Raw genomic sequence first — 25,418 nt, 5'->3', positions numbered from 1 at the left:
ACCATGCTAAAAACGATTCGTAAACACGGAATTACGCTGGCGCTTTTTGCCGCAGGCTCTACGGGACTAACCGCGGTGATCAATCAGATGACCAAATCAACCATTCACGAACAGGCGCTACAACAACAACATGCGCTGTTCGATCAGGTATTGCCGCCTGAGCATTACAATAATAACCTGCAAGAGAGCTGCTACCTGGTCGATGCGCCTGCTCTGGGAAAGGGCACGCACCGTGTTTTTATCGCTCGCAAAGATGATAAACCCGTAGCCGCCATCATTGAAGCCACCGCGCCAGACGGCTATTCCGGCGCTATTCAGCTCATCGTTGCCACAGATTTCAACGGCACTATCATGGGTACGCGCGTTACGGAACATCATGAGACGCCAGGATTGGGTGATAAAATTGAGCGCCGCCTGTCTGACTGGATTACCCACTTTAGCGGGAAGACGATCAGCGGTGAAAATGATACACACTGGGCGGTGAAAAAAGATGGCGGTGATTTTGACCAATTTACCGGCGCCACCATTACGCCGCGCGCAGTAGTGAATGCAGTTAAGCGCGCAGGACTGTATGCCGAATCTTTGCCCGCGCAACTTCCTTACTTAACCGCCTGTGGAGAATAACCATGAGCGAAATAAAAAATATTGTTGTTCAGGGGTTGTGGAAAAATAACTCCGCTCTGGTGCAATTGCTTGGCCTGTGTCCTTTGCTGGCGGTTACCTCTACGGCAACCAATGCCCTGGGGCTGGGTCTTGCCACGACACTGGTATTAACACTAACAAACCTGACGGTTTCCACCCTGCGCCGCTGGACACCCGCGGAAATCCGTATCCCGATTTACGTGATGATCATTGCCTCGGTGGTAAGCGCAGTACAGATGCTGATCAATGCATACGCCTTCGGTTTGTACCAGTCTTTAGGCATTTTTATTCCGCTGATCGTCACCAACTGCATTGTTGTCGGGCGCGCCGAGGCGTTTGCTGCCAGGAAAGGCCCGTGGCTTTCCGCGCTGGACGGTTTTTCCATCGGCATGGGCGCGACAGGCGCCATGTTTGTACTGGGGTCGCTGCGCGAGATCCTGGGGAATGGAACGCTTTTCGATGGCGCTGACAGTCTGCTGGGGGGCTGGGCGAAAGCATTACGGGTTGAGATATTTCACACCGACTCGCCTTTTCTACTGGCAATGCTGCCGCCCGGCGCGTTTATCGGCCTGGGCCTTATGCTGGCAGTAAAATATCTTATTGATGAAAAAATGAAAAAACGCCGTGCCGAAACCGCACCCTCCGCCGTTCCGGCAGGTGAAACAGGGAAAGTCTGATGAACAAAGCAAAAAGGCTGGAAATTCTGACACGCCTGCGCGACAACAATCCGCATCCCACGACGGAACTTAATTTTACCTCGCCGTTTGAGCTGCTGATTGCCGTGCTGCTTTCCGCACAGGCGACTGATGTCAGCGTGAACAAAGCCACCGCTAAACTTTACCCGGTCGCCAACACGCCAGCGGCAATGCTGGAACTGGGCGTTGAGGGCGTGAAATCCTATATCAAAACCATCGGCTTATTTAACAGTAAAGCGGAAAATGTGATTAAGACCTGCCGTATTTTACTGGAAAAGCATAACGGCGAAGTACCCGAGGATCGAGAGGCGCTGGAAGCGCTTCCCGGAGTGGGGCGTAAAACGGCTAACGTGGTGCTGAATACTGCCTTCGGCTGGCCGACCATTGCCGTTGATACGCATATATTTCGTGTATGCAACCGAACCCGGTTCGCCCCAGGCAAAAATGTCGAGCAGGTAGAAGAGAAACTGCTGAAAGTGGTGCCAAATGCGTTCAAAGTAGATTGCCACCACTGGTTAATTTTACACGGTCGCTATACCTGTATCGCCCGGAAACCCCGCTGCGGCTCTTGCATCATTGAAGATCTTTGCGAATACAAAGAAAAAGCCGACATCTGAAAGGTGGGGAGTGCCCCAGCGCGCTCCCCTGCCCGCTCTCTCTATTACAGCCGCTAATAATACCCGTTCTCGCTGCTTTTCTGACGTCATGTGCTTTCGTTTTAGCGCCATACCAGGTTAATCATTTTTTTAATAGCAAAAATTTCTATCTATACGTGATCAAGATCACTTTGATAACTTAATGTGAAATTTAGTGTCATCTAAGGTTACATTTTCAACCAGATGGACTGAAGGTACCTTTTCACTACAAAATATTAATCTGGCTTTTTTTCAGATAATGGCCTATATCACTGCATTTTGCATTAAATAGCAGAAGATATCGCCTTTCACCCAAAATTATGGCCGTTTCACAGTGTAAAAATCTGCCATTCTTCAAATGAAGAAATTTAACGCTGTATAACATTTCCGTTGCCCGACGATTCGACCACGCGAGTTATATGTAACAGATTATTACAAAAGACTTGTCTGAAAAGGAAAGATAGTGAACATTACCTGCCGTTTCCCCTCCAATATAACAATCGGACGGATGAGTCTGTCTCATCACGCGCCAGACAATCCCTGTTAATACAGGGCGTAAAAAAAGAGGTAAAAGTGTCTACTGCAAACAATAAACCAACTGAAAGCGTTAGTATGAACGCTTTCAAACAACCGAAGGCGTTCTATCTCATCTTCTCGATAGAGTTGTGGGAGCGTTTTGGTTATTACGGCCTGCAAGGCATTATGGCCGTCTACCTGGTAAAACAACTGGGTATGTCAGAAGCGGATTCTATCACCCTTTTCTCTTCCTTCAGCGCGCTGGTATACGGTCTGGTCGCGATTGGCGGCTGGTTAGGTGACAAAGTCCTGGGTACTAAACGCGTTATCATGTTGGGCGCCGTGGTATTGGCTATCGGTTATGCGCTGGTCGCGTGGTCTGGCCATGACGCCGGCATCGTCTATATGGGCATGGCGGCTATCGCGGTGGGTAACGGTCTGTTTAAAGCTAACCCGTCTTCTCTGCTTTCTACCTGTTATGCGAAGGACGATCCGCGTCTCGACGGCGCGTTTACCATGTATTATATGTCCGTCAACATCGGCTCCTTCTTCTCCATGCTGGCAACGCCATGGCTGGCGGCGCGTTATGGCTGGAGCACCGCGTTTGCGCTTAGCGTCGTCGGTATGCTGATAACCGTCGTTAACTTTGCCTTCTGCCAACGCTGGGTCAAAAGTTACGGCTCCAAACCTGACTTTGAACCGATCAACTTCCGTAATCTGCTGTTGACTATTGTTGGCGTTATCGTCCTGATTGCGGTGGCGACCTGGCTGTTGCATAACCAGGATATCGCGCGAATGGCACTGGGCGTTATCGCGCTTGGCATCGTTATTATCTTTGGTAAAGAAGCGTTTTCCATGCATGGCGCCGCGCGTCGTAAAATGATCGTTGCCTTCATTCTGATGCTGCAGGCGATCATTTTCTTCGTACTGTACAGCCAGATGCCGACCTCTCTGAACTTCTTCGCGATTCGTAACGTTGAGCATTCTATTCTCGGTATCGCTTTCGAACCGGAACAGTATCAGGCGCTAAACCCGTTCTGGATCATTATCGGTAGCCCGATTCTGGCCGCAATTTATAACAAGATGGGCGATACCCTCCCAATGCCGATGAAATTTGCCATTGGCATGGTGCTGTGCTCTGGCGCATTCCTCATTCTGCCGTTGGGCGCTAAATTTGCGAACGATGCCGGCATCGTATCCGTAAACTGGCTGATCATGAGTTATTGTCTGCAAAGTATCGGTGAACTGATGATCTCCGGTCTGGGGCTGGCAATGGTTGCGCAGTTGGTTCCGCAGCGTCTGATGGGCTTCATCATGGGGAGCTGGTTCCTGACAACGGCAGGCGCCAACATCATTGGTGGCTATGTCGCCAACATGATGGCGGTGCCAAGCGACGTGACTGACCCGCTGATGTCCCTGGAAGTCTACGGCCGCGTATTTATGCAGATTGGCGTAGCAACCGCCGTTATCGCCGTCCTGATGCTGCTGACAGCACCTAAGCTGAACCGTATGACTCAGGATGATGATACCGCTGAGAAAGGCGCTAAAGCCGCTACAGTTTAATTTTCCGGGAAACAACATTCAGGCCGCTAACTGTGCGTTAGCGGCTTTTTTTTTGCCCATCCCCGCACTACCATACTTTAAACCTCAGCAAAAAGGAGTTACCGATGAAACTGTTCTACAAACCGGGTGCCTGTTCTCTTGCTTCCCACATTACCCTTCGCGAGATTGGCAAAGACTTCACGCTTGAGGGTGTCGATCTCGCGAAAAAGCGTCTGGAAAATGGCGATGATTACCTTGCGCTAAACCCGAAAGGACAGGTTCCTGCTCTGCTTTTGGATGACGGCACATTATTGACTGAAGGGGTCGCCATTATGCAGTATCTTGCAGACAGCGTTCCCGACCGCCAGCTTCTGGCCCCCATAAGCAGTCTTGCGCGTTATCATACGCTGGAGTGGCTAAACTATATTGCAACGGAACTGCATAAAGGGTTTACGCCGCTGTTTCGCCCTGACACACCCGAAACGCTTAAGCCTGCCGTCCGTGCCGGACTGGAAAAGAAATTACAATACGTTAATGAGGCGCTTGCAGACGATCAATGGATTTGCGGTCAACGTTTTACTATCGCAGACGCTTATCTGTTTACCGTTTTGCGGTGGGCGTATGGGGTAAAACTGCCTCTTGACGGGTTCACGCATATTGAGAGTTATATGAAGCGCGCTGCGGAAAGACCGGCTGTTGCAGCCGCGCTTAAAGCGGAAGGATTAAATTAATGTTATTTTGCCGGATAGCTTATCCTTACCGCTATCCGGCATCTTTCAGTATCACGGATTACAGTCGCGTCGCGCTAAAATAATGTTCAGGGTTCGCGATCCGCTCCTGCGCTGCCACGACCTGCAGTTCGTATTCCTGCATCGCTTTGGTGGTGATCATAATCTCATATACTGCCGCCGTAACATGCTCCAGCGCCTGCTGCAACGTCGAGCCCTGCAAAAGTTTGACTAACAGTAAGCCACTGGTGACATCGCCAACGCCAACCGGCTGACGTAAGCCGAAATCCACCAGAGGGCGGCTAATATGCCAGGCTTCCTGCGCTGTCACCAGCAGCATTTCAAAGCGATCCGGACTATATCCTGCGCGAGCGAGATGTTTCACCAGCACAATTTCTGGTCCCTGGGCAATCAGTTCACGTGCAGCCTGTACAGCATCGTTCACATTATTGACGGCATGTTGGCTGAGTATTTCCAGCTCAATCAGATTAGGCGCGATAATATCACTGGCAGGTAGCGCATAACGCACATGAAACTCTGCGACGCCGGGCGCCACAATACAGCCCTTTTCCGGATGTCCCATCACGGGATCGCAGAAATATTTTGCCTGCGGATTGGCCGCTTTAACCTGGCGCACAATACCGAGAATATGTTCACCCTGCTCGGCGGACCCCAGATAACCACTGAGTACGGCATCGCAATGCGCTAACTGGCCAATGTCCGCAATTCCCTGGACAATCTCCGTCAGATGGCTGGGCGGCATGACGCAGCCAGTCCATTTACCATATTGCGTGTGGTTAGAAAACTGAACGGTATTCAGCGGCCAGACATTAGCGCCAAGACGACGCATAGGAAATTCGGCAGCGCTGTTGCCCGCATGTCCGAAAACAACATGGGACTGGATAGCGAGGATATTCTTCATTTTTTTACCTGAACATCAAAAATAAGGGAGTGATTTCTCACTCCCTGTTACTTAATGCCTTATTTCCAGCAAATCAGACAATAGTTCTTTTTGCCGCGACGCAATAAGGTATAGCGGCCAAACAGGCGGTCCTCATCGTTAAAGATGTATTCAGGATCGGATTGTTTTTCACCATTAATAGTGACTGCATTGGAGGCGATAGTTTTACGCGCCTGTCCACGAGAAGGCTGGAGCTCGGCATCTACCAGCGCCTGCATCAGATCGGTACCTTTTTCCAGTTCGATCATTGGCACGCCGTCCTGGGCGAGTTGCTCAAAATCCGCCTCGCTAAGATCGCTCAGATTACCGTTAAAAAGACTTTCGGTAATGCGTTTCGCTGCAATCAATCCCTCTTCGCCGTGAACCAGACGCGTCACCTGTTCGGCCAACACATATTGGGCACGCGGCGCTTTACCGCTGTTTTTATCTTCCTCTTCCAGAGCGTTAATCTCTTCAATATCCATAAAGGTAAAGAATTTCAGGAAGCGATAAACATCAGCATCCGCGGTATTAATCCAGAACTGATAGAATTTATACGGACTGGTTTTCTTCGGATCCAGCCAGACAGCGCCGCCTTCGGTTTTGCCGAATTTCGTGCCGTCAGCTTTGGTGATCAACGGAACGGTCAGACCAAATACCTGATTCTGGTGCAGACGACGGGTCAGGTCGATACCGGAGGTAATATTCCCCCACTGGTCAGAACCACCAATCTGTAACGAAACACCGTGGAGTTTATTCAGGCAGGCAAAGTCGTACCCCTGTAGCAGGTTATAAGAGAACTCGGTGAAAGAGATCCCTTGATCGTCACGGTTCAGACGCTGCTTTACCGCTTCTTTATTGATCATCTGATTTACGGAGAAATGTTTACCGATATCACGCAGGAAAGTCAGCACATTCATGCTGCCGAACCAGTCATAGTTATTGGCTGCGATGGCGGCATTTTCACCACAATCAAAGTCCAGGAACGGGGCAACCTGTTTACGAATTTTAGCCACCCATTCCTGAACCGTCTCTTCAGTATTCAGCTTACGCTCGGCGGCTTTAAAACTGGGGTCGCCAATCAGACCGGTTGCACCGCCCACCAGTGCGACAGGTTTATGCCCTGCCTGCTGGAAGCGTTTCAGGCATAACAATGGAACCAGATGCCCCAAATGCAAGCTGTCAGCGGTAGGATCGAATCCGCAATAGAGCGCGATCGGGCCTTGCGCCAGTCGCTCTGCCAACGCGTCTTCGTCCGTCACCTGGGCTACCAGCCCCCGCTCTTGCAATTGTTTAATCAAGTTACTGCTTGCCATCAAAATCTCCATGTATAAAACGACTGCACCTTTGCCGGTACACGACTTTTCGCCAGACGCGAAAGAGACATAGCATAAAACGCCGGATTCATCCGCACCAGTGCTTACAACAAGATTTTTGCATCTTTAAGGCGCAAGACGGTCGATTTTCCACGCGCCGTCATCGCGTTGGTATAAAAAGCGATCGTGCAGGCGATGTTCACCGCCCTGCCAGAATTCCATCTGTTCGATGCTAACGCGAAAACCGCCCCAGAAGCTGGGCAGCGGGACTTCACCTTGCTGAAACTTTTGCTTGAGCTCCAGGAATTTACTTTCGAGGATACCACGTGCGGAAATACGGCTGGATTGTTTAGAGACCCATGCGCCAATCTGGCTGTCACGCGGGCGACTGTGGAAATATTTCACCACTTCAAGGGGGGAGAGACGCTCGGCTTTGCCTGTCACCATCACCTGGCGTTCAAGCATATGCCAGGGAAATAACAGACTGACACGCGGATTATGCTCAATCTGGTGAGCCTTACGGCTTCCCAGATTGGTATAAAAGACCAGCCCTTTTTCGTCGTAATGCTTGAGCAATACAATACGTTGGTACGGCTGCCCCGTGTCATCTACTGTTGCCACGACCATCGCCGTCGGATCGGCGAGGCGGGCGTCACACGCCTGTCCAAGCCAGCGCTCAAACAGGGTTAACGGTTCCGCGGGTAAATCACGGCGACGCAGGCCACCTTTCGTGTACTCACGGCGTAGATGCGCAATTTGCTGCAATTGGTCGTTGTCAGACATGGCGTTGATCAGAAATAATCAGTAGGTGGCGCTATTGTGCGCCCCCGGACTGAAAATCTCAACGCTTCGGATTTTGTAACTCGCAGTTATTCAGCACAATTCTGTCTCTCTTATAGACGGTGGCGTTTTCACCTTGTGACCAAAAAACATAAATCCCATCCGTATAGCGTGCGCCTGAGGCCGATAACCCCTGCTTCAGGGTCAGCAATTTATTGTCATAAACAAAACTGACCTCTTCACGCGGGTTATTGACATTGACGGTAAGCGGCTTCTCATCGCACTGGTATTCCAGCGTATCCGTTTGCATACGTTCAACAAATTGCTGGTAAACGCTACAGCCTGTCAGAAGCACAGGTAAACACATTATTACTATCTTTTTCATAGGCATATCCCGAAAGCTCTCCTGCTTCTGAAGGGACCAACGCCCCTTCCTGACATGCCTAGTGTACCGATATATCGCCCGAAAAAAATTCAGTTAACTCTGAGTTGCTGGGTTAGCCGGATAAATAGCGCCTAAAACACTGGCTTGTGTAGCCCCTGTCACGGAAGGTAAATTGCCCGGCAGACCCGCAAGGGTTCGCCAGGCAAGCCATGCAAATGCCAGCGCTTCCATATCATCGCCACTGATCCCCGCCTTATCGGTGGTTGACACTTCAATACCCGGTAACAGCGCAGCCAGACGGGCCATGACTAATGGGTTGCGGCTTCCACCGCCACAGACCATCAAGCGTTCGCAACCGCCATTAAGCAATACCTGTTGTGCGATAGAGACCGCCGTGAGTTCTACCAGTGTGGCCTGTACATCACGCGCGTCTGCGCCGGGGAAAGCCGCCAGATGATGTGCTAACCAACCATAATTGAAGTACTCGCGCCCTGTACTTTTAGGCGCTGACGCAGCAAAGTACGGATCACTCAGCATCTTTTGCAACAAAGGAAGAATAACCTTACCTTCTTTCGCCCACGCCGCGTCTTTGTCGTAAGGCTGCGCGCATTGCCGCCAAATCCACGCGTCCATTAACATATTGCCCGGGCCTGTATCATATCCGCGCACCGCCTGTCCGGGGAAAAGCAGAGATAAATTGGCGATGCCGCCGATATTCAGAACCATACGTCTTTCCGTCGGATGCGCCAACAAGGCGTGATGGAACGCGGGCACCAGCGGCGCGCCTTGTCCGCCCAGCGCAATATCCCGCCGCCGGAAATCCCCTACCACCGTGATCCCGGTATGGGCGACGATATGATTATTATCACCAATTTGTAGCGTATGCGGAGCATCGCCGGTAGGTTCATGCCATACCGTTTGTCCATGGCAACCAATAGCGACAATATCCCGTGGCTGCAAATGTTGTTGCGCCAATAGTGCATTAATTGCCTGCGCAAAAAGCCGGCCTAACTGTGTATCAAGTTGCCCAAGTTGCGAGAGTGTAAGCGTCTGCCCCTGACAAATATCAAGAATGCCTTTTTTCAGATGAACGGGAATAGGCCAGGTGAGACTTGCCTGTTGGGCAACCATTGTTTCATCAATCGCCGCCAGTACAACATCGACGCCATCAAGGCTGGTTCCGGACATAACGCCAATAAAACGGCCTGATTTCATACCTCTTCCTTTTAAGCTGGATTACGCGTTAACACACCAGCAAAAAATATGCTGTAATGGCACGCTCGCGTAACGTTTTTTGCCGTGTCGTTCGCGGATGTCTGTTATCTGCCTTTCCTCATGTCATACATCCGTCACATTTCGTTGAAGGTTGGTTAATTAACATCTGGTTATGATTTTTACATTCTTTCAGCAGAAGATATGACCTTAACTGCATAAATGCCATATAATTTAGCAATAGGGATGCTGAAATAGCGTTTCGTGAAGAACAGGAGATGAATAAATGATTAAACGTGTACTGGCCGTTTCACTGATGGGGTTATCTTTAGCCGGCTGTGTTAACAATGATAGCCTTTCGGGTGATGTTTATACCGCATCTGAGGCTAAACAGGTTCAGAATGTAACGTACGGTACTATCGTTAACGTTCGTCCGGTTCAAATTCAGGGCGGTAATGATTCTAACGTGATTGGCGCTATCGGCGGCGCGGTGTTGGGCGGTTTCCTTGGTAACACTATCGGCGGCGGCACGGGCCGTTCACTGGCGACGGCTGCCGGCGCGGTGGCTGGCGGCGTGGCAGGCCAGGGCGTCGAAAGCGCGATGAACAAAACGCAGGGTGTAGAACTGGAAATTCGTAAGGACGATGGCAACACCATTATGGTAGTGCAGAAACAAGGGAGCACACGTTTCTCACCAGGTCAACGCGTCGTGCTGGCCAGCAACGGCAGCCAGGTGACTGTTTCACCACGCTAGAACAGGCTTTACGTGTGGTCAGTCATGGCCACACGTACGCCCCTGCGTCTCAATCGTGAGAGTGCAATTCAATAATGTTGTGTTCAAGTTTCGCGATAAGTTTAATCAGAAGATCAATCTCCTCTGACGAAATCCCGGCAAGAATTTCACCACGCGTTTTATGAATGACCGCTTCCATCTCGGTGATTAACGGCTCCGCTTTTTCGGTCAGTTTAATGCGTTTAGCGCGGCGATCGCTGGCACAGGTTTGCCGCGAAATGAGCCCTTTATCTTCAAGTTGATCCAGCGTGCGTACCAGCGATGGCTGCTCAATGCCTATCGCTTTAGCCAATTGAATCTGCGACTGGTCGGGCGGCAATTGATGAATATTGTGCAGCGTGACCCAATGTGTCTGCGTCAATTCCAGAGGCTTGAGGCGATGGTCAATCAGAGCACGCCAAATGCGCACCAACCGTGCCAGATCAGAACCTAGTGGCGATTCCAATTTCATCTCCTTATAATTAGCTTGCTAAGTTATTATGCTGATTTTAGAATAGTGTGCAGTATTTGCATTCTCAAAACAAATGTATTGCTAAATTTGCTTACCAATAGACATTTTTTCAGACATAGTACGCAATTAGCGCCAATGACTTCAGTTTTGGCTAAAACTAAAGCATCGTTGTCTGACGCAAAGGAACATTGCTTGTGAAGTGTATACTCAACGCCACAGGATTGCCCTTACAAGATCTCATGTTGGGAGCATCCGTTTACTTTCCGCCATTCTTTAAAGCCTTTGCGCTTGGCTTCGTTATCTGGTTGTTTATTCACCGACTCCTGCGTGAACGGATATACTCTGGTGACGTCTGGCACCCTTTGTTAATGGATCTCTCACTCTTTACGCTTTGCGTGTGTCTGGGCCTCGTTTTACTGATCGCGTGGTAAATATGTCTTTTAAAACAATTAAATATTTTTCTACTCTCCTTGTCGCCGCCGTCGCCGTCCTGGCCGCGTGGTGGTTGTGGAATTACTATATGCAGTCGCCGTGGACACGCGACGGCAAAGTCCGCGCGGAACAGGTCAGCATAACGCCACAGGTTTCTGGCAGCATTGCCCAACTCAATGTCAACGATAATCAGTTCGTCAATGCGGGTGACGTCCTGTTTGTCATTGACAAAACCCCCTTCCATATCGCTGAACTTAACGCTCAGGCGCAGTTAGCTAAAGCGCAGTCCGATCTGGCAAAAGCGAATAACGAAGCCAACCGACGTCGACATTTATCACGTAATTACATTTCCGCTGAAGATCTGGATAGCGCTAATCTGAATGTGAAAGCAATGCAAGCCAGTGTGGATGTTGCTCTGGCAACCTTAAAACAGGCGCAATGGCAGCTTAGCCAGACAGAAGTGAAAGCGCCTGTCTCCGGCTGGGTGACCAATCTTTCCACTCGCACCGGTGATTATGCGAGTACCGGTAAGCCGCTTTTCGCTCTGGTGGATAGCCACTCCTTTTATGTAATGGGATATTTCGAAGAAACCAAACTGCGCCATATCCGCGAAGGAGAACCCGCATTAATAACTCTGTATAGTGGCAATATTAAGTTACAGGGTCACGTTGCCAGTATTGGGCGGGCGATCTACGACCAAAGCGTTGAAAGCGATTCCGGTCTGGTGCCAGATATCAAACCCAATGTACCGTGGGTGCGTCTGGCGCAGCGAGTACCGGTACGTATCGATTTTGACGCCCTACCGCACGATATAACGCTGGTCTCCGGCACGACCTGTAGCGTGGCGATTGGACAGCATTAATGAAACTCTCCCTGCCGACACTACGCAATACCCCCTGGTTAAAAGCGACCTCCGGCCAGTGGCGTTACGCTTTGCGTAACACGATTGCCATGTGTCTTGCGTTGACCTTCGCCTATTACCTTAATCTGGATGAGCCCTACTGGGCGATGACCTCAGCTGCAGTGGTCAGTTTTCCAACCGTAGGCGGCGTGATCAGTAAAAGCCTGGGACGTATTGCCGGCAGTTTGCTTGGTGCCACCGCCGCGTTAATGATTGCCGGTCATACCTTAAATGAACCCTGGTTGTTCTTATTTAGCATGGCCGCCTGGATCGGTTTTTGTACCTGGGCCTGCGCGCATTTTACCAATAACGCCGCTTATGCATTTCAGTTGTCTGGTTACACCGCGGCGATTATCGCGTTCCCGATGGTCAATATTATAGAAGTCACGCAACTGTGGGATATTGCACAGGCGCGCGTATGTGAAGTTATCGTCGGCATTCTCTGCGGCGGCACAATGATGATGATTCTGCCCAGTACCTCCGATGGCACCGCGTTGCTCACCGCGCTGAAAAACATGCACGCGCGCCTGCTGGAACATGCCAGCCTACTTTGGCAGCCGGATACCACTGACGCTATCCGCTCTGCGCATGAGGGTGTTATTGGGCAAATACTGACCATGAACCTGCTGCGTATCCAGGCCTTCTGGAGTCATTACCGCTTTCGTCGCCAGAATGCGTTACTAAATGCATTGTTACACCAGCAGTTACGGCTGACCAGCGTGATCTCCAGTCTGCGCAGGATGCTTTTAAACTGGCCGACGCCGCCAGAAAATAGCCGTGATGTCATTGAACAACTCCTGGCCGAGCTGGCAAAACCTCGTGCGGATAGCTATACGGTGGCGCGTATTATTGCGCCGCTACGTCCGCAGGATGAACAGGATTATCGCCACCTCGCGTTCTGGCAGCGATTACGCTATTTTTGCCAGTTATACCTGCGCAGCAGCCGCCAGTTATATTTGATTGAAAGCGGCGCGCCAATGGATCAAATCAAAATCCGTCGCACTCCCGGTCTCGCACGCCATACGGATAACGCAGAGGCTATCTGGAGCGGCGTGCGTACCTTTTGCACACTAACGGTTATTGGCGCCTGGAGTATCGGCGCGCAGTGGGAAGAAGGATCCGGCGCGTTAACATTGGCGGCGATCAGTTGCGTTCTCTACTCCATCGTCGCGACGCCGTTTAAGTCAATTTCTTTATTAATGCGCACCTTAATCCTGCTGTCATTATTTAGTTTTGTGGTTAAATTTGGCCTGATGGTACAAATCACCGATCTGTGGCAATTCCTGCTTTTCCTTTTTCCCCTGCTCACCACAATGCAACTGCTTAAACTGCAAATGCCCAGGCTGGCAGGTCTGTGGGGACAACTTATCGTCTTTATGGGCTCCTTCATTGCGGTGACCAATCCGCCGATATACGACTTCGCCGACTTTCTTAACGATAATACCGCCAAGATCGTCGGCGTCGCGATCTCCTGGCTGGCGTTTGCGATTTTGCGCCCCGGTTCTGATGCCGTAAAAAGCCGCCGCCATATCCGCGCATTACGCCGGGACTTCGTCGATCAGCTTAGCCGCCACCCTTCTCACAGTGAAAGTGAGTTTGAATCCCTGACGTATCACCATGTCAGCCAGCTCAGCAACAGCCAGGACGCGCTGGCACGACGTTGGTTATTACGATGGGGAGTGGTACTCCTGAACTGTTCGCATGTTGTGTGGCAGCTACGTGCCTGGGAGTCGCGTTCCGATCCGCTTTCCCGCGTGCGGGATATGTGTATTTCTCTGCTACGTGATGTGATGAGCGAGCGCGGCGTACAGCAACGCCCGCTTGCCGTCACGCTACAGGAACTACAACGTATCTGCGACACGCTCGCACATCATCATCAACCTGCCGCGCATGAGCTGGCGGCGATTATCTGGCGTTTACACTGTTCGCTGTCGCAGCTGGAACAGGCGCCAGCGCAAGGCACGCTGTCAGGTTATTTAATAACGCCGCAGGCGTAACGCGCCCCGCCACCGCCAAGCGGCTTCGGCTGATCGGACATATTATCACCGCCAACATGGATCATCAGCGCCTTATCTTTTACTTCATCAAGCGTCTTCAGACGTGGCGCAGTAACCGACTCGGTTGCGATGCCATCGTTATTAACGACCAGTACCGGGAGGTCGCCCAGGTGCCCCTGGCCCTCCGGTCCTTCATGCTTGCCGGTATTTTGTGGGTCCAGATGACCGCCAGCAGCTTCTGCCGCAACGGCTTTGCCATCTTTAATAGCCGGCTGGCAGCTGCCTTTAGCATGAATATGGAAACCATGCTCGCCAGGCGGTAGCGCTTTAAGGTGCGGGGTAAATTTTAATCCGCCTTCGGTTTCATCGATAATCACAGTACCGATTGACTGCCCCACACCCTGTGCAGTCACCAGGTTCATCTCTACTTTTTCGCTTGCGGCCTGCGCCCCGGCACAGGCCAGCAGCGTCACCATTGCCAAACTCAATCGCTTCATAAAACCTCCGTTACAAGTGGTAGCCTGTTAAGTGTAAACCACTGGCGGAAACATGAACCGAAAGTCAACGTGTTAGCGATTATGGAACATCATAGCCCAATGCCGCCTTGCGGATACGGAACCACTGTTGGCGCGACAATGACAGCGTTTCTGCTTCTACGGCGGCGCGTACGCGTTCGATTTTACCCGAGCCAATAATCGGCAGCGGCTGTGACGGCAAGCGCAGAATCCAGGCATAAACCACCTGTTCAATAGAACTGGCGTTGAGTTCTTGCGCAATAATAGCCAGTTCATGTCGTAACGGCTGATAAGCTTCGTCATTAAATAGCCGTCCGCCGCCAAGGCATGACCAGGCCATCGGACGAATCCGCAGTTGCTGTAATTGATCCAATGTGCCGTCCAGTAATAAGGGCTGGTGAACCGGCGAAATCTCCACCTGGTTGGTCGCCAGGGTAAAAGGCAGGCGCGATTGCAGCAACGTAAATTGCGCTGGCGTAAAATTGGAGACGCCAAAATGACGTACTTTTCCACTCTGGTGCAGATGTTGAAACGCCTCTGCCACCTCATCCGCATCCATTAGCGGATCGGGACGGTGAATGAGCAACATATCCAGATGATCTGTGGCCAGATTTTTTAATGACTGCTCAGCGCTCAGAATTATATGGCGGCGATCGGTAATGTAGTGACCAAGTTTATTTTCCGCTCTGGCGGTGGTCGCAATACCGCATTTGGTGACGATCTGCAGCCTTTCACGTAGATGCGGTGCCAGCGTTAGCGCCTCGCCAAACGCGGCTTCGCACTGATAACCGCCATAAATATCCGCATGGTCAACGGTAGTGACGCCCAGATCCAGATGCTCTTCGATAAAACTTACCAACTGGCGCGCGGACATATTCCAGTCCATCAAACGCCAGTATCCCATAACAAAACGCGAAAACTCCGGGCCTTGTGGAGCGATGGTGACACGCTGAACCATAACAGATTCCTCATCGAGAATAATGAGGTGAGTATACGCAATTCCGCGTTTAAAAGAGTGAGGGTTGTTGAGGATCTTCCGGGGGGAGAGGCTTGTTTGCGCGAATTTTACGCAAGAAGCGCTGGCGACAAAGCCGTAGCACATTTTGTTTCTCGGCATCGCTCATTTTTTGCCAGTTAAAACGTTCATCGCGGCTGCGCATACATCCCCGGCAAAAGCCACGCTCATCAGACTGGCAGATACCGCGACATGGGCTTGCTACAGGAAAAAACTCCAACTGCTCGGCCACATCCCCTCCTCAATATTTGACGCTTATGACTATTGAAGTCGCTAACGTACATAATAGCAACTTTGCTTGCAGTAGACCGACTGGTCTATTACACTCTTACCATGAACAAGCAAACCGAACATGATACCCGCGAACATCTTCTGGCTACTGGCGAGCAGCTTTGTATGCAGCGGGGGTTTACTGGAATGGGACTTAGCGAATTACTGAAAACCGCTCAAGTGCCTAAGGGATCGTTTTATCATTATTTTCGCTCCAAAGAAGCCTTTGGCGTCGCCATGCTGGAGCGGCATTACGCCCACTATCATCAATGTCTGACGGCACATTTTACGTCCGGCCCCGGCACCTACCGCGAACGTATCCTCGCCTGGTATCAGGAAACATTGAATCAGTTTTGCCAGCAAGGCGCCATTAGCGGCTGTCTGACGGTGAAGTTGTCGGCGGAAGTGTGCGATCTGTCGGAAGATATGCGTACCGCCATGGATAAAGGTGCCCGAGAGATCATCGCGCTACTTGCGCTCGCTCTGGAAAACGGTCGCAATAACGCCTGCTTACGTTTCACTGGCGAACCGTTGCAACAGGCGCAAGTGCTTTATGCTCTGTGGCTGGGCGCCAATCTGCAGGCCAAAATATCCCGTAGCGCCACACCGCTGGAAAATGCGTTGGCGCATGTTAAGACTATTATTGCAACGCCTGAGCCGTAACAGGCGTTTTTATTTCCTTTATTACAAGACGACCGGTCTACTTATGTCTGGAGCCACTATGTCATCAGAAAAACTGTTTACCCCACTTAAAGTGGGCGCTATCACCGCGGCAAACCGCGTGTTTATGGCGCCTCTGACGCGTTTGCGGAGTATAGAACCCGGTGATATCCCTACGCCATTAATGGCGGAATATTATCGGCAACGCGCCAGTGCCGGATTAATTATTAGCGAAGCAACGCAGATCTCCGCACAGGCAAAAGGCTATGCGGGTGCGCCAGGGTTACACAGTGATGCACAAATCGCAGCCTGGAAAAGCATTACCCACGGGGTTCATGCTCAGGGCGGTCACATTGCCGTGCAACTGTGGCATACAGGCCGTATTTCCCATACCAGTCTGCAGCCAGGCGGACAAGCACCCGTAGCCCCATCCGCTATCAATGCGGGTACCCGAACCTCATTGCGGGATGAAAACGGCCAGGCGATCCGCGTCGAGACCTCTACGCCGCGCGCGCTGGATGCTGACGAAATCCCGGGGATCGTCAACGACTTCCGCCAGGCCATCGCCAACGCACGTGAAGCGGGCTTTGATCTGGTGGAGTTGCACGCTGCACACGGTTATCTGTTACATCAGTTCCTCTCTCCATCCTCTAACCATCGTACCGACCAATACGGCGGCAGCGTTGAAAATCGCGCTCGTCTGGTGCTGGACGTTGTCGATGCTGGCATTGCGGAATGGGGCGCAGACCGCATCGGCATTCGTCTTTCTCCTGTCGGCACGTTTCAGAATGTTGATAACGGCCCGAATGAAGAAGCTGACGCCCTCTACCTGATTAAAGAGTTAGGGAAACGTGGTATTGCTTACCTGCATATGTCAGAACCAGACTGGGCAGGCGGTACACCTTATACTGAAGTGTTCCGTAAAAAAGTCCGCACGTGCTTCCACGGACCCATTATTGGCGCTGGTGCCTATACAGCAGAAAAAGCGGAGGTTCTGATCGAAAAAGGACTGATTGATGCCGTAGCTTTTGGTCGCGATTATATCGCTAACCCGGATCTGGTGGCGCGTCTTCAGCATAAAGCGAAACTCAATCCACAACGTCCTGAAAGTTTTTATGGCGGCGGTGCGGAAGGCTACACGGATTACCCTACTCTGTAATTCCATTGATAGCGGCGTCACATCGCCGCTATACTTTGAATAACCTGACTATTTTGAGGGCAACAAAAATGCGTTTATTGCATACCATGCTACGCGTTGGCGATTTGCAGCGCTCCATCAACTTCTACACGAACGTTTTGGGTATGAAATTGCTACGTACCAGCGAAAATCCGGAATACAAATACTCTCTGGCCTTTGTGGGATATGGTCCGGAAACGGAAGACGCGGTCATCGAGCTAACCTATAACTGGGGCGTGGATAGCTACGACATGGGCAACGCGTATGGGCATATTGCGCTAAGCGTCGATAATGCAGCCGAGGCCTGTGAACGTATTCGCCAGAACGGCGGCAACGTAACCCGTGAAGCCGGTCCGGTTAAAGGCGGCTCGACCGTGATCGCCTTCGTCGAAGATCCCGATGGCTATAAAATCGAATTGATTGAAGCTAAAGACGCAGGTCGCGGTCTGGGTAACTGATCTCCCGCCGGGCGCCGGTCACGGCGCCCGTTGTTTTACTGCATCCCGGCGTAAAATTTGCCATAATACGCGCTGCATTTTTTCGTATTAAGAGACTCAGATGTCCGATAACGCTCAACTTTCCGGTCTGTGCGACCGTTTTCGTGGTTTTTATCCTGTCGTCATAGACGTTGAAACAGCGGGATTTAACGCAAAAACCGATGCTCTGCTCGAAATCGCGGCCATCACGCTGAAAATGGACGAACAAGGCTGGCTAATGCCGGATATGACGCTGCATTTCCATGTTGAGCCCTTCGCTGGAGCCAATCTTCAACCAGAAGCGCTCGCCTTTAACGGTATTGATCCTTCTAATCCCCTGAGGGGCGCGGTGAGCGAATATGAGGCCCTACATGCTATTTTCAAAATGGTGCGTAAGGGTATTAAAGAGAGCGGGTGTAACCGCGCTATTATGGTCGCCCATAACGCCACCTTTGATCACAGTTTTATGATGGCCGCCGCAGATCGCGCCTCACTGAAACGTAACCCCTTTCATCCCTTCGTCACTTTTGATACTGCAGCATTGAGTGGGCTGGCGCTTGGTCAAACTGTGTTATCAAAAGCGTGCCTGGCGGCAGGTATGGAGTTTGACGGCGAAAAGGCCCACTCCGCACTGTATGATACCGAGCGCACGGCGGTACTGTTTTGTGAAATCGTCAATCGCTGGAAGCGTCTGGGCGGCTGGCCGTTACCCTTGCCGACAGACAAATAACATTAATCCTTATGTCGGTAAAAAAAGCGACCTTAACAGGTCGCTTTAGATGGCTGACAGCCCCGGATTCATTTTGCCGGATGGCGGCATAAATGCCTTATCTGGCCTATTGTTAACAACAACTCCAGCGAGTGAGAAATCCCGCAGGTCTGATAAGCGAAGCGCCAGTAGGCATGAGTTTATCTTCAGACTCAGGCGACCTTAGCAGATCGCTTTCCCTGTCCGCAGATTATTCTGCGTCCGGCTCCTGAGTCTTATATTTTGCCGCAGTGTCTTTAATCAGTTGCTGCAACTCGCCGCGCTGATACATTTCAATCACAATATCACACCCGCCGACCAGTTCACCATCCACCCACAGCTGTGGGAATGTTGGCCAGTTAGCGTATTTCGGCAACTCCGCGCGAATATCCGGGTTTTGCAGGATATCAACATAGGCAAAACGTTCGCCACAGGCTGAAAGCGCCTGAACAGCCTGAGCAGAGAAACCACAGCTTGGCAGTTTCGGTGAACCTTTCATATACAGGAGAATCGGGTTTTCAGCGATCTGGCGCTGGATTTTTTCAATAGTGGTGCTCATTGTCTCGCTTCCTTAAACTTCTTTTACGGCAGAAGCCTGTCATTGTAACGGGCAGGCTGGCCTCGGAAAATAACATTTTTCATCATGCCTTATTATTTTACCGTCTGCAGGAATAAGTTGCATTCTAAATATCTTTTAACCAGTTAACGCGCAGGGATGTGTTGATAACATGACCACATTTCGCATTAATTGCTATTTTTTTACATCTGTTAACGAAACACAACTTCGGATACTAAAAGCAATTACCAATCTGTGCTTTTGTAGATTAGAATTATTGGGTTTTGTAAATCATACGCAGGCATGATTGCCTGCCTTTTAACAGAGGATTGCTCAGTGGCGCGGATAAACAAAATCTCGATCACGCTCTGTGCTTTACTTTTTACTACTCTCCCCTTTACGCCAATGGCTCATGCTTCCAGGCAAGCCAAAGCGACAACTGCTGTTTCTCATATCACTAAAACGGCAGATAAAAAGAAAAGCGTAGCGACCCATAAGACCAGCAAAACCGGCAAGAAAACAGTAAGAAAAACAGCAAAAAATAGCCATTCCACGTCCACCTCCTCCCCTAAACGTACCGTCGCCTTCACGCAATCTCGTCATACGACGCACCGCCGGAGCAGAACCGCGCCAACGTCTATCGCTGACCTCAATGTGACAGAAAAATGCACGACGCGTAAAGGCCGTAAGCCGAACTGCGCGAAAGGGAAAGGAACGTTGCCGCTTTCCATTGCCGATGCGCATCGGGCCAAAGTTCAAAAAGCGACGAAGACCGCGATGTCCAAGCTGATGAATCAGCTCGGTAAACCGTATCATTGGGGAGGCACCTCGCCGCGTACAGGGTTTGATTGCAGCGGCCTGGTTTACTATGCCTATAAGGATTTAGTGAAGATCCGTATTCCCCGTACGGCAAACGAAATGTACCATCTGCGCGACGCGGCGCCTATTGAGCGTAGCGAATTGAAAAACGGCGATCTGGTTTTCTTCCGTACACAGGGGCGCGGCACCGCCGATCACGTTGGCGTCTATGTTGGTAACGGTAAATTTATCCAGTCTCCGCGTAGCGGCCAGGAAATTCAGATCACCTCACTGAACGAAGATTACTGGCAGCGCCATTATGTCGGCGCCCGCCGGGTGATGACGCCTAAAACAATTCGCTAATATTTTATCCTGTCGTTTAACGACAGGATAACTTCTCCTTTTGCGTCTTCTCTCAATTTGCTACCCTATCCCTACGCGCACCAGGGGTATTGTGCGTGCGCAATTTAATAATAAGGAGAGAAGCAATGTCGTTCGAATTACCTGCATTACCGTATGCCAAAGATGCTCTGGCACCGCATATTTCTGCCGAGACGCTGGAATATCACTATGGTAAACATCATCAAACTTACGTGACCAATCTCAATAATTTGATCAAAGGCACGGCGTTTGAAGACAAATCGCTGGAAGAGATCGTTCGTACCTCTGAAGGCGGCATCTTTAATAACGCAGCCCAGGTCTGGAACCACACGTTCTACTGGAACTGCCTGGCGCCAAACGCTGGCGGCGAGCCAGCCGGAAAACTGGCTGATGCTATCGCGGATTCCTTTGGCAGCTTCGCGGAATTTAAAGCGCAGTTCACGGATGCCGCTATCAAAAACTTTGGTTCCGGATGGACATGGCTGGTAAAAGGCGCTGATGGCAAACTGGCTATCGTCTCAACCTCTAATGCCGGTACGCCGCTGACCACGGATGCGACTCCGCTGCTAACGGTTGATGTGTGGGAACACGCGTATTACATTGACTACCGCAACGCCCGTCCAAACTATCTGGAACATTTCTGGGCACTGGTTAATTGGGCGTTTGTCGCGAAAAACCTCGCCGCATAAGTCTGAGAATACGCAGAAGGTTCGCCTTCTGCGTATGAGCACCATTTGCAGGAGGCGTCAGATCAGAACATTTCCTGGCTGAGGTACAAACGCCAGCCGCCATCACGCCGATATTTCTCTCCTGCGCTCACTCAACGTCCGTTCACATGTTCTACAGATAACAAACGCACCGACGTTGCCCCCCTCCCTCCGGGATAGCCCGCTACATAATAACAAAACATTTTTGCCATATAGATAACATTGAGGCAGTGCGAGGGAGGCGAGGCGCTCCCTCAAAAGAGAAGGAAAATCAGTGCAGAGCGGCGGTTAATCCACCAGCGACAATCAAGCCCAATGCAATAATCGTCGTGATCAATGAAAATTTCAGGTCGGTACTCATCAAGTTTTCTCCTTTTTATTCCCACACAAAAAGTGATATAGCGCATTTTTGCACATTCACGCACAAAAATCTCTCACGTTTTATACTGATAACTGTTTTTAACGCTTCCCCTTTTCCTCAAGATCAGACAAAATTCCAGGCTTACTGAATTAGCGTAACGGCCATTGACCCCTTCCTGACGTTCCGTGTCGTTTTCCGGCGTGCCGCAACCCTGACGTTGCGATTAGGGTGTGTGTAGGCAAACGTTTACCTGGCGTTTCTCAGGAGCTTAGCAAGGGTCTGGAGTGAAATGTAATGGCAACAATTAAAGATGTAGCGAAACGAGCAAACGTTTCCACTACAACTGTATCACACGTAATCAACAAAACACGCTTTGTTGCTGAAGAGACGCGTAACGCGGTCTGGGCGGCGATTAAAGAGCTGCACTACTCTCCCAGCGCTGTCGCACGTAGCCTGAAGGTTAACCACACTAAATCGATAGGTTTACTGGCGACCAGCAGCGAAGCGGCCTATTTCGCAGAAATTATCGAGGCGGTTGAAAAGAACTGCTTCCAGAAAGGCTATACGCTGATTCTGGGTAATGCCTGGAATAATCTGGAAAAACAGCGCGCCTATCTGTCCATGATGGCGCAAAAGCGCGTGGATGGTCTACTGGTAATGTGTTCTGAGTATCCGGAGCCTTTACTCTCCATGCTGGAAGAGTATCGCCACATTCCGATGGTCGTGATGGACTGGGGTGAAGCGAAGGCGGATTTTACCGACACGGTTATTGATAACGCCTTTGAGGGCGGTTATATGGCGGGTCGTTATCTGGTTGAACGCGGCCACCGTGATATCGGCGTTATTCCCGGCCCGCTGGAGCGCAACACGGGCGCCGGGCGGCTGGCTGGCTTCATGAAGGCGATGGAAGAAGCGTTGATCAAAGTGCCGGATAACTGGATCGTCCAGGGCGACTTCGAGCCGGAGTCCGGTTACCATGCGATGCAGCAGATCTTATCGCAGTCGCATCGCCCTACCGCTGTTTTCTGTGGCGGCGATATTATGGCGATGGGCGCTCTGTGCGCCGCGGATGAAATGGGCCTTCGCGTACCACAGGACGTTTCGGTGATTGGTTATGACAATGTGCGTAACGCGCGATTCTTTACGCCGGCGTTGACAACAATTCACCAGCCCAAAGACTCTTTAGGCGAAACTGCTTTCAATATGCTGCTGGATCGCATCGTCAATAAACGCGAAGAGTCGCAGTCTATTGAAGTTCATCCGCGTCTGGTTGAGCGTCGCTCAGTCGCCGACGGTCCGTTCCGCGACTATCGGCGTTAATCCCCACCGTCGGGAGCCTCCTCTGGCTCCCGTAGCCACTCCCGATTCAACGTTTCGCTATCGCCTAAATAGTCCAGTAGCCAGGACAGCGCGGGCGATGCCTCATTTTGTTGCCACGTCACACAACAAGCTGCATCGGGAAACGGATTCTCTAATGTCAGTGCTACCCATTTGCCACTGTCTATCCACTGACGGGCAAAATGCGTTGGCACCATTCCTACGCATAAACCAGCCGACAGACAAGTGGCTGATGACTCCCAGTCCGGTACAACAACCCTTTTTTGGTTATCAAGCAGCCAGGTAATTCGTTTCGGTAAGGTTCGCGAAGTATCTTCCCTGACCAGCGACGGCCAGTTGCGTAACGTATCATCGCTTAATGGCCCCTGCATCGACGCCAGCGGGTGATCGTGTGCCACTACACAGCTCCAGCTCAGGGTTCCCATATCCCGAAAAGCGTAACGTCCCCCGACCGGAATTGCCTGCGTCGCCCCAATGGCCAGTTCCACCCGTCCGTCGGAGAGCGCATCCCAGACGCCGTTAAATACCTCCTGAAAGACCAGTAGTTCCACATCGTCAAAATGGCGATAGAAATCGACGATCATTTGGCGGGTTCGTTCCGGCCTGACAATATTATCCACCGCAATCGCCAACTGCCCGCGCCAACCAGTAGCAATTTGCTGACACTGCTGGCGTGTGATCTGCATTTTTTTGATAACAGAACGCCCTTCTTTTAAAAACCAGGCGCCGGCAGGGGTCAATTCGACGTCACGATGACGTCGTACAAAAAGCGGTACAGCCAGCCACTCCTCTAACTGACGAACCGTATAACTGACTGCTGAGGGTACACGGTGCAACTCTTGCGCCGCCGCACTAAAACTTCCATTACGCGCCACGGCGTCAACCACTTCAAGCGAATATTCGGACCACATTATATGCCTGCAAAAATTTTGAACCCAATGGACAAATATTAACGTTTCACAACGTTAATTTCACTCCCTACACTCTGCGGCAGTGTCTGTTTGATAATAAAGAGAAACAAATATGCAACCTGGAAAAGGTTTTTTAGTCTGGCTGGCCGGTCTTAGCGTGCTGGGTTTTCTGGCAACGGACATGTACTTGCCTGCGTTTGCCGCTATCCAGGCGGATTTACAAACGCCTGCTGCCGCCGTCAGCGCCAGTCTCAGCCTGTTTTTAGCCGGATTTGCCGTCGCGCAGTTACTCTGGGGGCCCCTTTCGGACCGCTATGGCCGTAAGCCGATTCTACTGCTGGGGCTGTCTATCTTCGCGCTGGGAAGTCTGGGGATGCTGTGGGTGGATAGCGCGGCAGCATTGCTGGCGTTACGCTTTGTGCAGGCAATCGGCGTATGCGCAGCCACGGTTATCTGGCAAGCGCTGGTGACCGATTATTATCCCTCGCAAAAAATTAATCGTATCTTCGCCACGATCATGCCATTGGTAGGGTTATCTCCGGCGCTGGCCCCCTTACTGGGCAGCTGGATACTGACGCATTTCTCATGGCAGGCGATTTTCGCCACGCTGTTTGCCATTACGTTGATTTTGATGTTGCCCGCCCTGCGCTTAAAGCCGTCGGACAAAGCGCGTGCCGGGGGGCAGGATAAACTCACTTTCACAACCCTGTTACGCTCTAAAACCTATCGCGGCAATGTTCTGATTTATGCCGCCTGTTCCGCCAGCTTTTTTGCCTGGTTAACGGGGTCTCCATTCATTCTGAGCGAGATGGGGTACAGTCCGGCAGTGATTGGCCTGAGCTATGTCCCGCAAACCATCGCTTTTCTGGTGGGCGGGTATGGTTGCCGCGCGGCGCTGCAAAAATGGCAGGGCAACCAACTCCTTCCGTGGCTGCTGGGGCTGTATGCGTTAAGCGTCATCGCCACGTGGGGCGCAGGTTTCCTGAATAATGCCTCGCTGGTAGAGATTCTGATCCCGTTCTGCGTCATGGCGATTGCTAACGGTGCAATCTATCCTATCGTCGTCGCGCAGGCGTTGCGCCCGTTCCCGCAAGCGACAGGGCGCGCTGCCGCGCTGCAAAATACGCTGCAACTGGGATTATGTTTCCTGGCAAGTCTGGTGGTCTCCTGGCTTATCAGCACACCGTTGCTGACCACCACCAGCGTCATGCTTTCTACCGTCATTCTGGCGGCGTTGGGCTACAAAATGCAGTCTCATTCTGCACGTGATAAGGCCGGATCTCCTTGTGCCAGCGTCGCCCACGAGGAGTCTCACTAAAGCTTTGTTAACCCCTGGTAATTAGCACGCTAACAATTTTCAGTTGAATCATCAAAAATTGCGGCCTATACTGATTCCCGGTTGTTTATATTACGATAATTATTAGGCATTAACGGGAACCGGAGCGTTCCCGATTTACCATGGATGGCCTTTTCGGCAAGGGTTCCTCCCTTCCTCTGTTCTACGTCGGATAACTGGCTCACGGAATTGTCCGTGGGATTT

At 51.2% G+C, this 25,418-nt stretch carries 29 protein-coding genes; 17 read left to right on the top strand and 12 right to left on the bottom strand.

Annotated elements, in window-relative coordinates; all coding sequences use genetic code 11:
• Positions 1 to 3 precede the first annotated feature (3 nt).
• The 5 genes from rsxG (at position 4) to gstA (ending at position 4,761) form a co-directional block, all read left to right on the top strand.
• A complete protein-coding gene (gene rsxG / locus SBG_RS06640; RefSeq protein WP_000920824.1) occupies positions 4 to 624 on the top strand; it encodes an electron transport complex subunit RsxG in 621 nt (206 codons plus the stop codon).
• Between the two features lie 2 nt (positions 625 to 626).
• A complete protein-coding gene (locus SBG_RS06635; protein WP_001289704.1) occupies positions 627 to 1,319 on the top strand; it encodes an electron transport complex subunit E in 693 nt (230 codons plus the stop codon).
• Positions 1,319 to 1,954 carry an endonuclease III gene (nth, locus tag SBG_RS06630; protein WP_001030322.1) on the top strand — a complete coding sequence of 212 codons (636 nt, stop codon included), beginning with the start codon at positions 1,319 to 1,321 and terminating at the stop codon, positions 1,952 to 1,954. The genes SBG_RS06635 and nth overlap by 1 nt, the downstream gene beginning before the upstream one ends.
• 591 nt (positions 1,955 to 2,545) lie before the next feature.
• Positions 2,546 to 4,051 (top strand): dipeptide/tripeptide permease DtpA, encoded by a 1,506-nt coding sequence (dtpA, locus tag SBG_RS06625; protein ID WP_000100920.1) that lies wholly within the window; start codon positions 2,546 to 2,548, stop codon positions 4,049 to 4,051.
• 104 nt (positions 4,052 to 4,155) lie between these two features.
• Positions 4,156 to 4,761: a glutathione transferase GstA gene (gene gstA, locus SBG_RS06620; protein WP_000765730.1), complete on the top strand. Its 606-nt coding sequence runs from the start codon at positions 4,156 to 4,158 to the stop codon at positions 4,759 to 4,761.
• Positions 4,762 to 4,819: 58 nt separating this feature from the next.
• Here gstA and pdxY read toward each other — a convergent pair whose 3' ends face one another.
• The 5 genes from pdxY to anmK all read right to left on the bottom strand — a co-directional run bounded on the left by pdxY (position 4,820) and on the right by anmK (position 9,394).
• Complete coding sequence (gene pdxY / locus SBG_RS06615; protein ID WP_000789741.1) at positions 4,820 to 5,680, bottom strand: pyridoxal kinase PdxY; 861 nt, start codon at positions 5,678 to 5,680, stop codon at positions 4,820 to 4,822.
• 59 nt (positions 5,681 to 5,739) lie between these two features.
• A complete protein-coding gene (tyrS, locus tag SBG_RS06610) occupies positions 5,740 to 7,014 on the bottom strand; it encodes a tyrosine--tRNA ligase (protein WP_000168618.1) in 1,275 nt (424 codons plus the stop codon).
• A 126-nt stretch (positions 7,015 to 7,140) separates the two neighbouring features.
• Complete coding sequence (gene pdxH, locus SBG_RS06605; protein ID WP_001282335.1) at positions 7,141 to 7,797, bottom strand: pyridoxamine 5'-phosphate oxidase; 657 nt, start codon at positions 7,795 to 7,797, stop codon at positions 7,141 to 7,143.
• 58 nt (positions 7,798 to 7,855) lie between these two features.
• A complete protein-coding gene (gene mliC, locus SBG_RS06600) occupies positions 7,856 to 8,185 on the bottom strand; it encodes a C-type lysozyme inhibitor (protein WP_001132093.1) in 330 nt (109 codons plus the stop codon).
• A gap of 87 nt (positions 8,186 to 8,272) precedes the next feature.
• A complete protein-coding gene (gene anmK / locus SBG_RS06595) occupies positions 8,273 to 9,394 on the bottom strand; it encodes an anhydro-N-acetylmuramic acid kinase (protein WP_000835030.1) in 1,122 nt (373 codons plus the stop codon).
• A gap of 283 nt (positions 9,395 to 9,677) precedes the next feature.
• On the opposite strand from anmK, the gene slyB reads away from it, so the two are divergent.
• A complete protein-coding gene (gene slyB, locus SBG_RS06590) occupies positions 9,678 to 10,145 on the top strand; it encodes an outer membrane lipoprotein SlyB (protein ID WP_000597181.1) in 468 nt (155 codons plus the stop codon).
• Positions 10,146 to 10,194: 49 nt separating this feature from the next.
• Here the strand turns inward: slyB and slyA are convergent, their stop codons facing one another.
• Positions 10,195 to 10,635: a transcriptional regulator SlyA gene (gene slyA, locus SBG_RS06585; RefSeq protein WP_000764555.1), complete on the bottom strand. Its 441-nt coding sequence runs from the start codon at positions 10,633 to 10,635 to the stop codon at positions 10,195 to 10,197.
• A gap of 194 nt (positions 10,636 to 10,829) precedes the next feature.
• On the opposite strand from slyA, the gene SBG_RS06580 reads away from it, so the two are divergent.
• From SBG_RS06580 to SBG_RS06570, 3 genes are read left to right on the top strand one after another with little or no spacing between them, the layout of a single operon-like run.
• A complete protein-coding gene (locus SBG_RS06580) occupies positions 10,830 to 11,066 on the top strand; it encodes a DUF1656 domain-containing protein (protein ID WP_000649759.1) in 237 nt (78 codons plus the stop codon).
• A 2-nt stretch (positions 11,067 to 11,068) separates the two neighbouring features.
• Positions 11,069 to 11,929, top strand: a complete 861-nt coding sequence (locus SBG_RS06575; protein ID WP_020844162.1) for an efflux RND transporter periplasmic adaptor subunit — start codon at positions 11,069 to 11,071, stop codon at positions 11,927 to 11,929.
• Positions 11,929 to 13,965, top strand: a complete 2,037-nt coding sequence (locus SBG_RS06570; protein WP_000777644.1) for an FUSC family protein — start codon at positions 11,929 to 11,931, stop codon at positions 13,963 to 13,965. The genes SBG_RS06575 and SBG_RS06570 overlap by 1 nt, the downstream gene beginning before the upstream one ends.
• On the opposite strand, the gene sodC2 is transcribed toward SBG_RS06570, so the two are convergent.
• The 3 genes from sodC2 to SBG_RS06555 form a co-directional block, all read right to left on the bottom strand.
• Entirely contained in the window at positions 13,941 to 14,462 is a 522-nt protein-coding gene (sodC2, locus tag SBG_RS06565) for a superoxide dismutase [Cu-Zn] SodC2 (protein ID WP_000826814.1), read from the bottom strand. The two genes, SBG_RS06570 and sodC2, sit on opposite strands and share 25 nt — an antisense overlap.
• Positions 14,463 to 14,541: 79 nt before the next feature.
• The gene (locus SBG_RS06560) at positions 14,542 to 15,438 is read right to left on the bottom strand and encodes an aldo/keto reductase (protein ID WP_000250722.1); all 897 of its coding nucleotides are present in this window, start codon (positions 15,436 to 15,438) and stop codon (positions 14,542 to 14,544) included.
• Between the two features lie 49 nt (positions 15,439 to 15,487).
• A complete protein-coding gene (locus SBG_RS06555) occupies positions 15,488 to 15,727 on the bottom strand; it encodes a DUF1289 domain-containing protein (RefSeq protein ID WP_015702852.1) in 240 nt (79 codons plus the stop codon).
• A 101-nt stretch (positions 15,728 to 15,828) separates the two neighbouring features.
• Here SBG_RS06555 and SBG_RS06550 point away from each other — a divergent pair, with 101 nt between their 5' ends.
• The 4 genes from SBG_RS06550 to rnt all read left to right on the top strand — a co-directional run bounded on the left by SBG_RS06550 (position 15,829) and on the right by rnt (position 18,808).
• A complete protein-coding gene (locus tag SBG_RS06550) occupies positions 15,829 to 16,428 on the top strand; it encodes a TetR/AcrR family transcriptional regulator (RefSeq protein WP_001041830.1) in 600 nt (199 codons plus the stop codon).
• 58 nt (positions 16,429 to 16,486) lie between these two features.
• Positions 16,487 to 17,584: an alkene reductase gene (gene nemA / locus SBG_RS06545; RefSeq protein WP_000093567.1), complete on the top strand. Its 1,098-nt coding sequence runs from the start codon at positions 16,487 to 16,489 to the stop codon at positions 17,582 to 17,584.
• Between the two features lie 68 nt (positions 17,585 to 17,652).
• The gene (gene gloA / locus SBG_RS06540) at positions 17,653 to 18,060 is read left to right on the top strand and encodes a lactoylglutathione lyase (protein ID WP_001237803.1); all 408 of its coding nucleotides are present in this window, start codon (positions 17,653 to 17,655) and stop codon (positions 18,058 to 18,060) included.
• Positions 18,061 to 18,160: 100 nt separating this feature from the next.
• Positions 18,161 to 18,808, top strand: a complete 648-nt coding sequence (gene rnt / locus SBG_RS06535; RefSeq protein ID WP_001282269.1) for a ribonuclease T — start codon at positions 18,161 to 18,163, stop codon at positions 18,806 to 18,808.
• Between the two features lie 229 nt (positions 18,809 to 19,037).
• On the opposite strand, the gene grxD is transcribed toward rnt, so the two are convergent.
• Positions 19,038 to 19,385, bottom strand: a complete 348-nt coding sequence (gene grxD / locus SBG_RS06530; RefSeq protein ID WP_000108175.1) for a monothiol glutaredoxin 4 — start codon at positions 19,383 to 19,385, stop codon at positions 19,038 to 19,040.
• A 333-nt stretch (positions 19,386 to 19,718) separates the two neighbouring features.
• On the opposite strand from grxD, the gene SBG_RS06525 reads away from it, so the two are divergent.
• Complete coding sequence (locus SBG_RS06525) at positions 19,719 to 20,543, top strand: C40 family peptidase (RefSeq protein ID WP_020844158.1); 825 nt, start codon at positions 19,719 to 19,721, stop codon at positions 20,541 to 20,543.
• Between the two features lie 125 nt (positions 20,544 to 20,668).
• Positions 20,669 to 21,250 carry a superoxide dismutase [Fe] gene (sodB, locus tag SBG_RS06520; RefSeq protein WP_000007289.1) on the top strand — a complete coding sequence of 194 codons (582 nt, stop codon included), beginning with the start codon at positions 20,669 to 20,671 and terminating at the stop codon, positions 21,248 to 21,250.
• Positions 21,251 to 21,539: 289 nt separating this feature from the next.
• Here sodB and cydH read toward each other — a convergent pair whose 3' ends face one another.
• Positions 21,540 to 21,629 (bottom strand): cytochrome bd-I oxidase subunit CydH, encoded by a 90-nt coding sequence (cydH, locus tag SBG_RS21560; RefSeq protein WP_000102275.1) that lies wholly within the window; start codon positions 21,627 to 21,629, stop codon positions 21,540 to 21,542.
• 294 nt (positions 21,630 to 21,923) lie between these two features.
• Here cydH and purR point away from each other — a divergent pair, with 294 nt between their 5' ends.
• Positions 21,924 to 22,949 carry an HTH-type transcriptional repressor PurR gene (gene purR, locus SBG_RS06515; RefSeq protein WP_000190994.1) on the top strand — a complete coding sequence of 342 codons (1,026 nt, stop codon included), beginning with the start codon at positions 21,924 to 21,926 and terminating at the stop codon, positions 22,947 to 22,949.
• Here the strand turns inward: purR and punR are convergent.
• The gene (gene punR / locus SBG_RS06510; RefSeq protein ID WP_000269511.1) at positions 22,946 to 23,878 is read right to left on the bottom strand and encodes a DNA-binding transcriptional activator PunR; all 933 of its coding nucleotides are present in this window, start codon (positions 23,876 to 23,878) and stop codon (positions 22,946 to 22,948) included. The genes purR and punR overlap by 4 nt on opposite strands.
• A gap of 112 nt (positions 23,879 to 23,990) precedes the next feature.
• On the opposite strand from punR, the gene punC reads away from it, so the two are divergent.
• A complete protein-coding gene (gene punC, locus SBG_RS06505) occupies positions 23,991 to 25,196 on the top strand; it encodes a purine nucleoside transporter PunC (protein ID WP_001182305.1) in 1,206 nt (401 codons plus the stop codon).
• Positions 25,197 to 25,418 lie beyond the last annotated feature (222 nt).

Source organism: Salmonella bongori NCTC 12419 (assembly GCF_000252995.1).
In the GTDB taxonomy this organism is placed as follows: domain Bacteria; phylum Pseudomonadota; class Gammaproteobacteria; order Enterobacterales; family Enterobacteriaceae; genus Salmonella; species Salmonella bongori.
The sequence above is the reverse complement of the archived record's forward strand: the minus strand, read 5'-3'. Positions and strand labels throughout refer to the sequence as shown.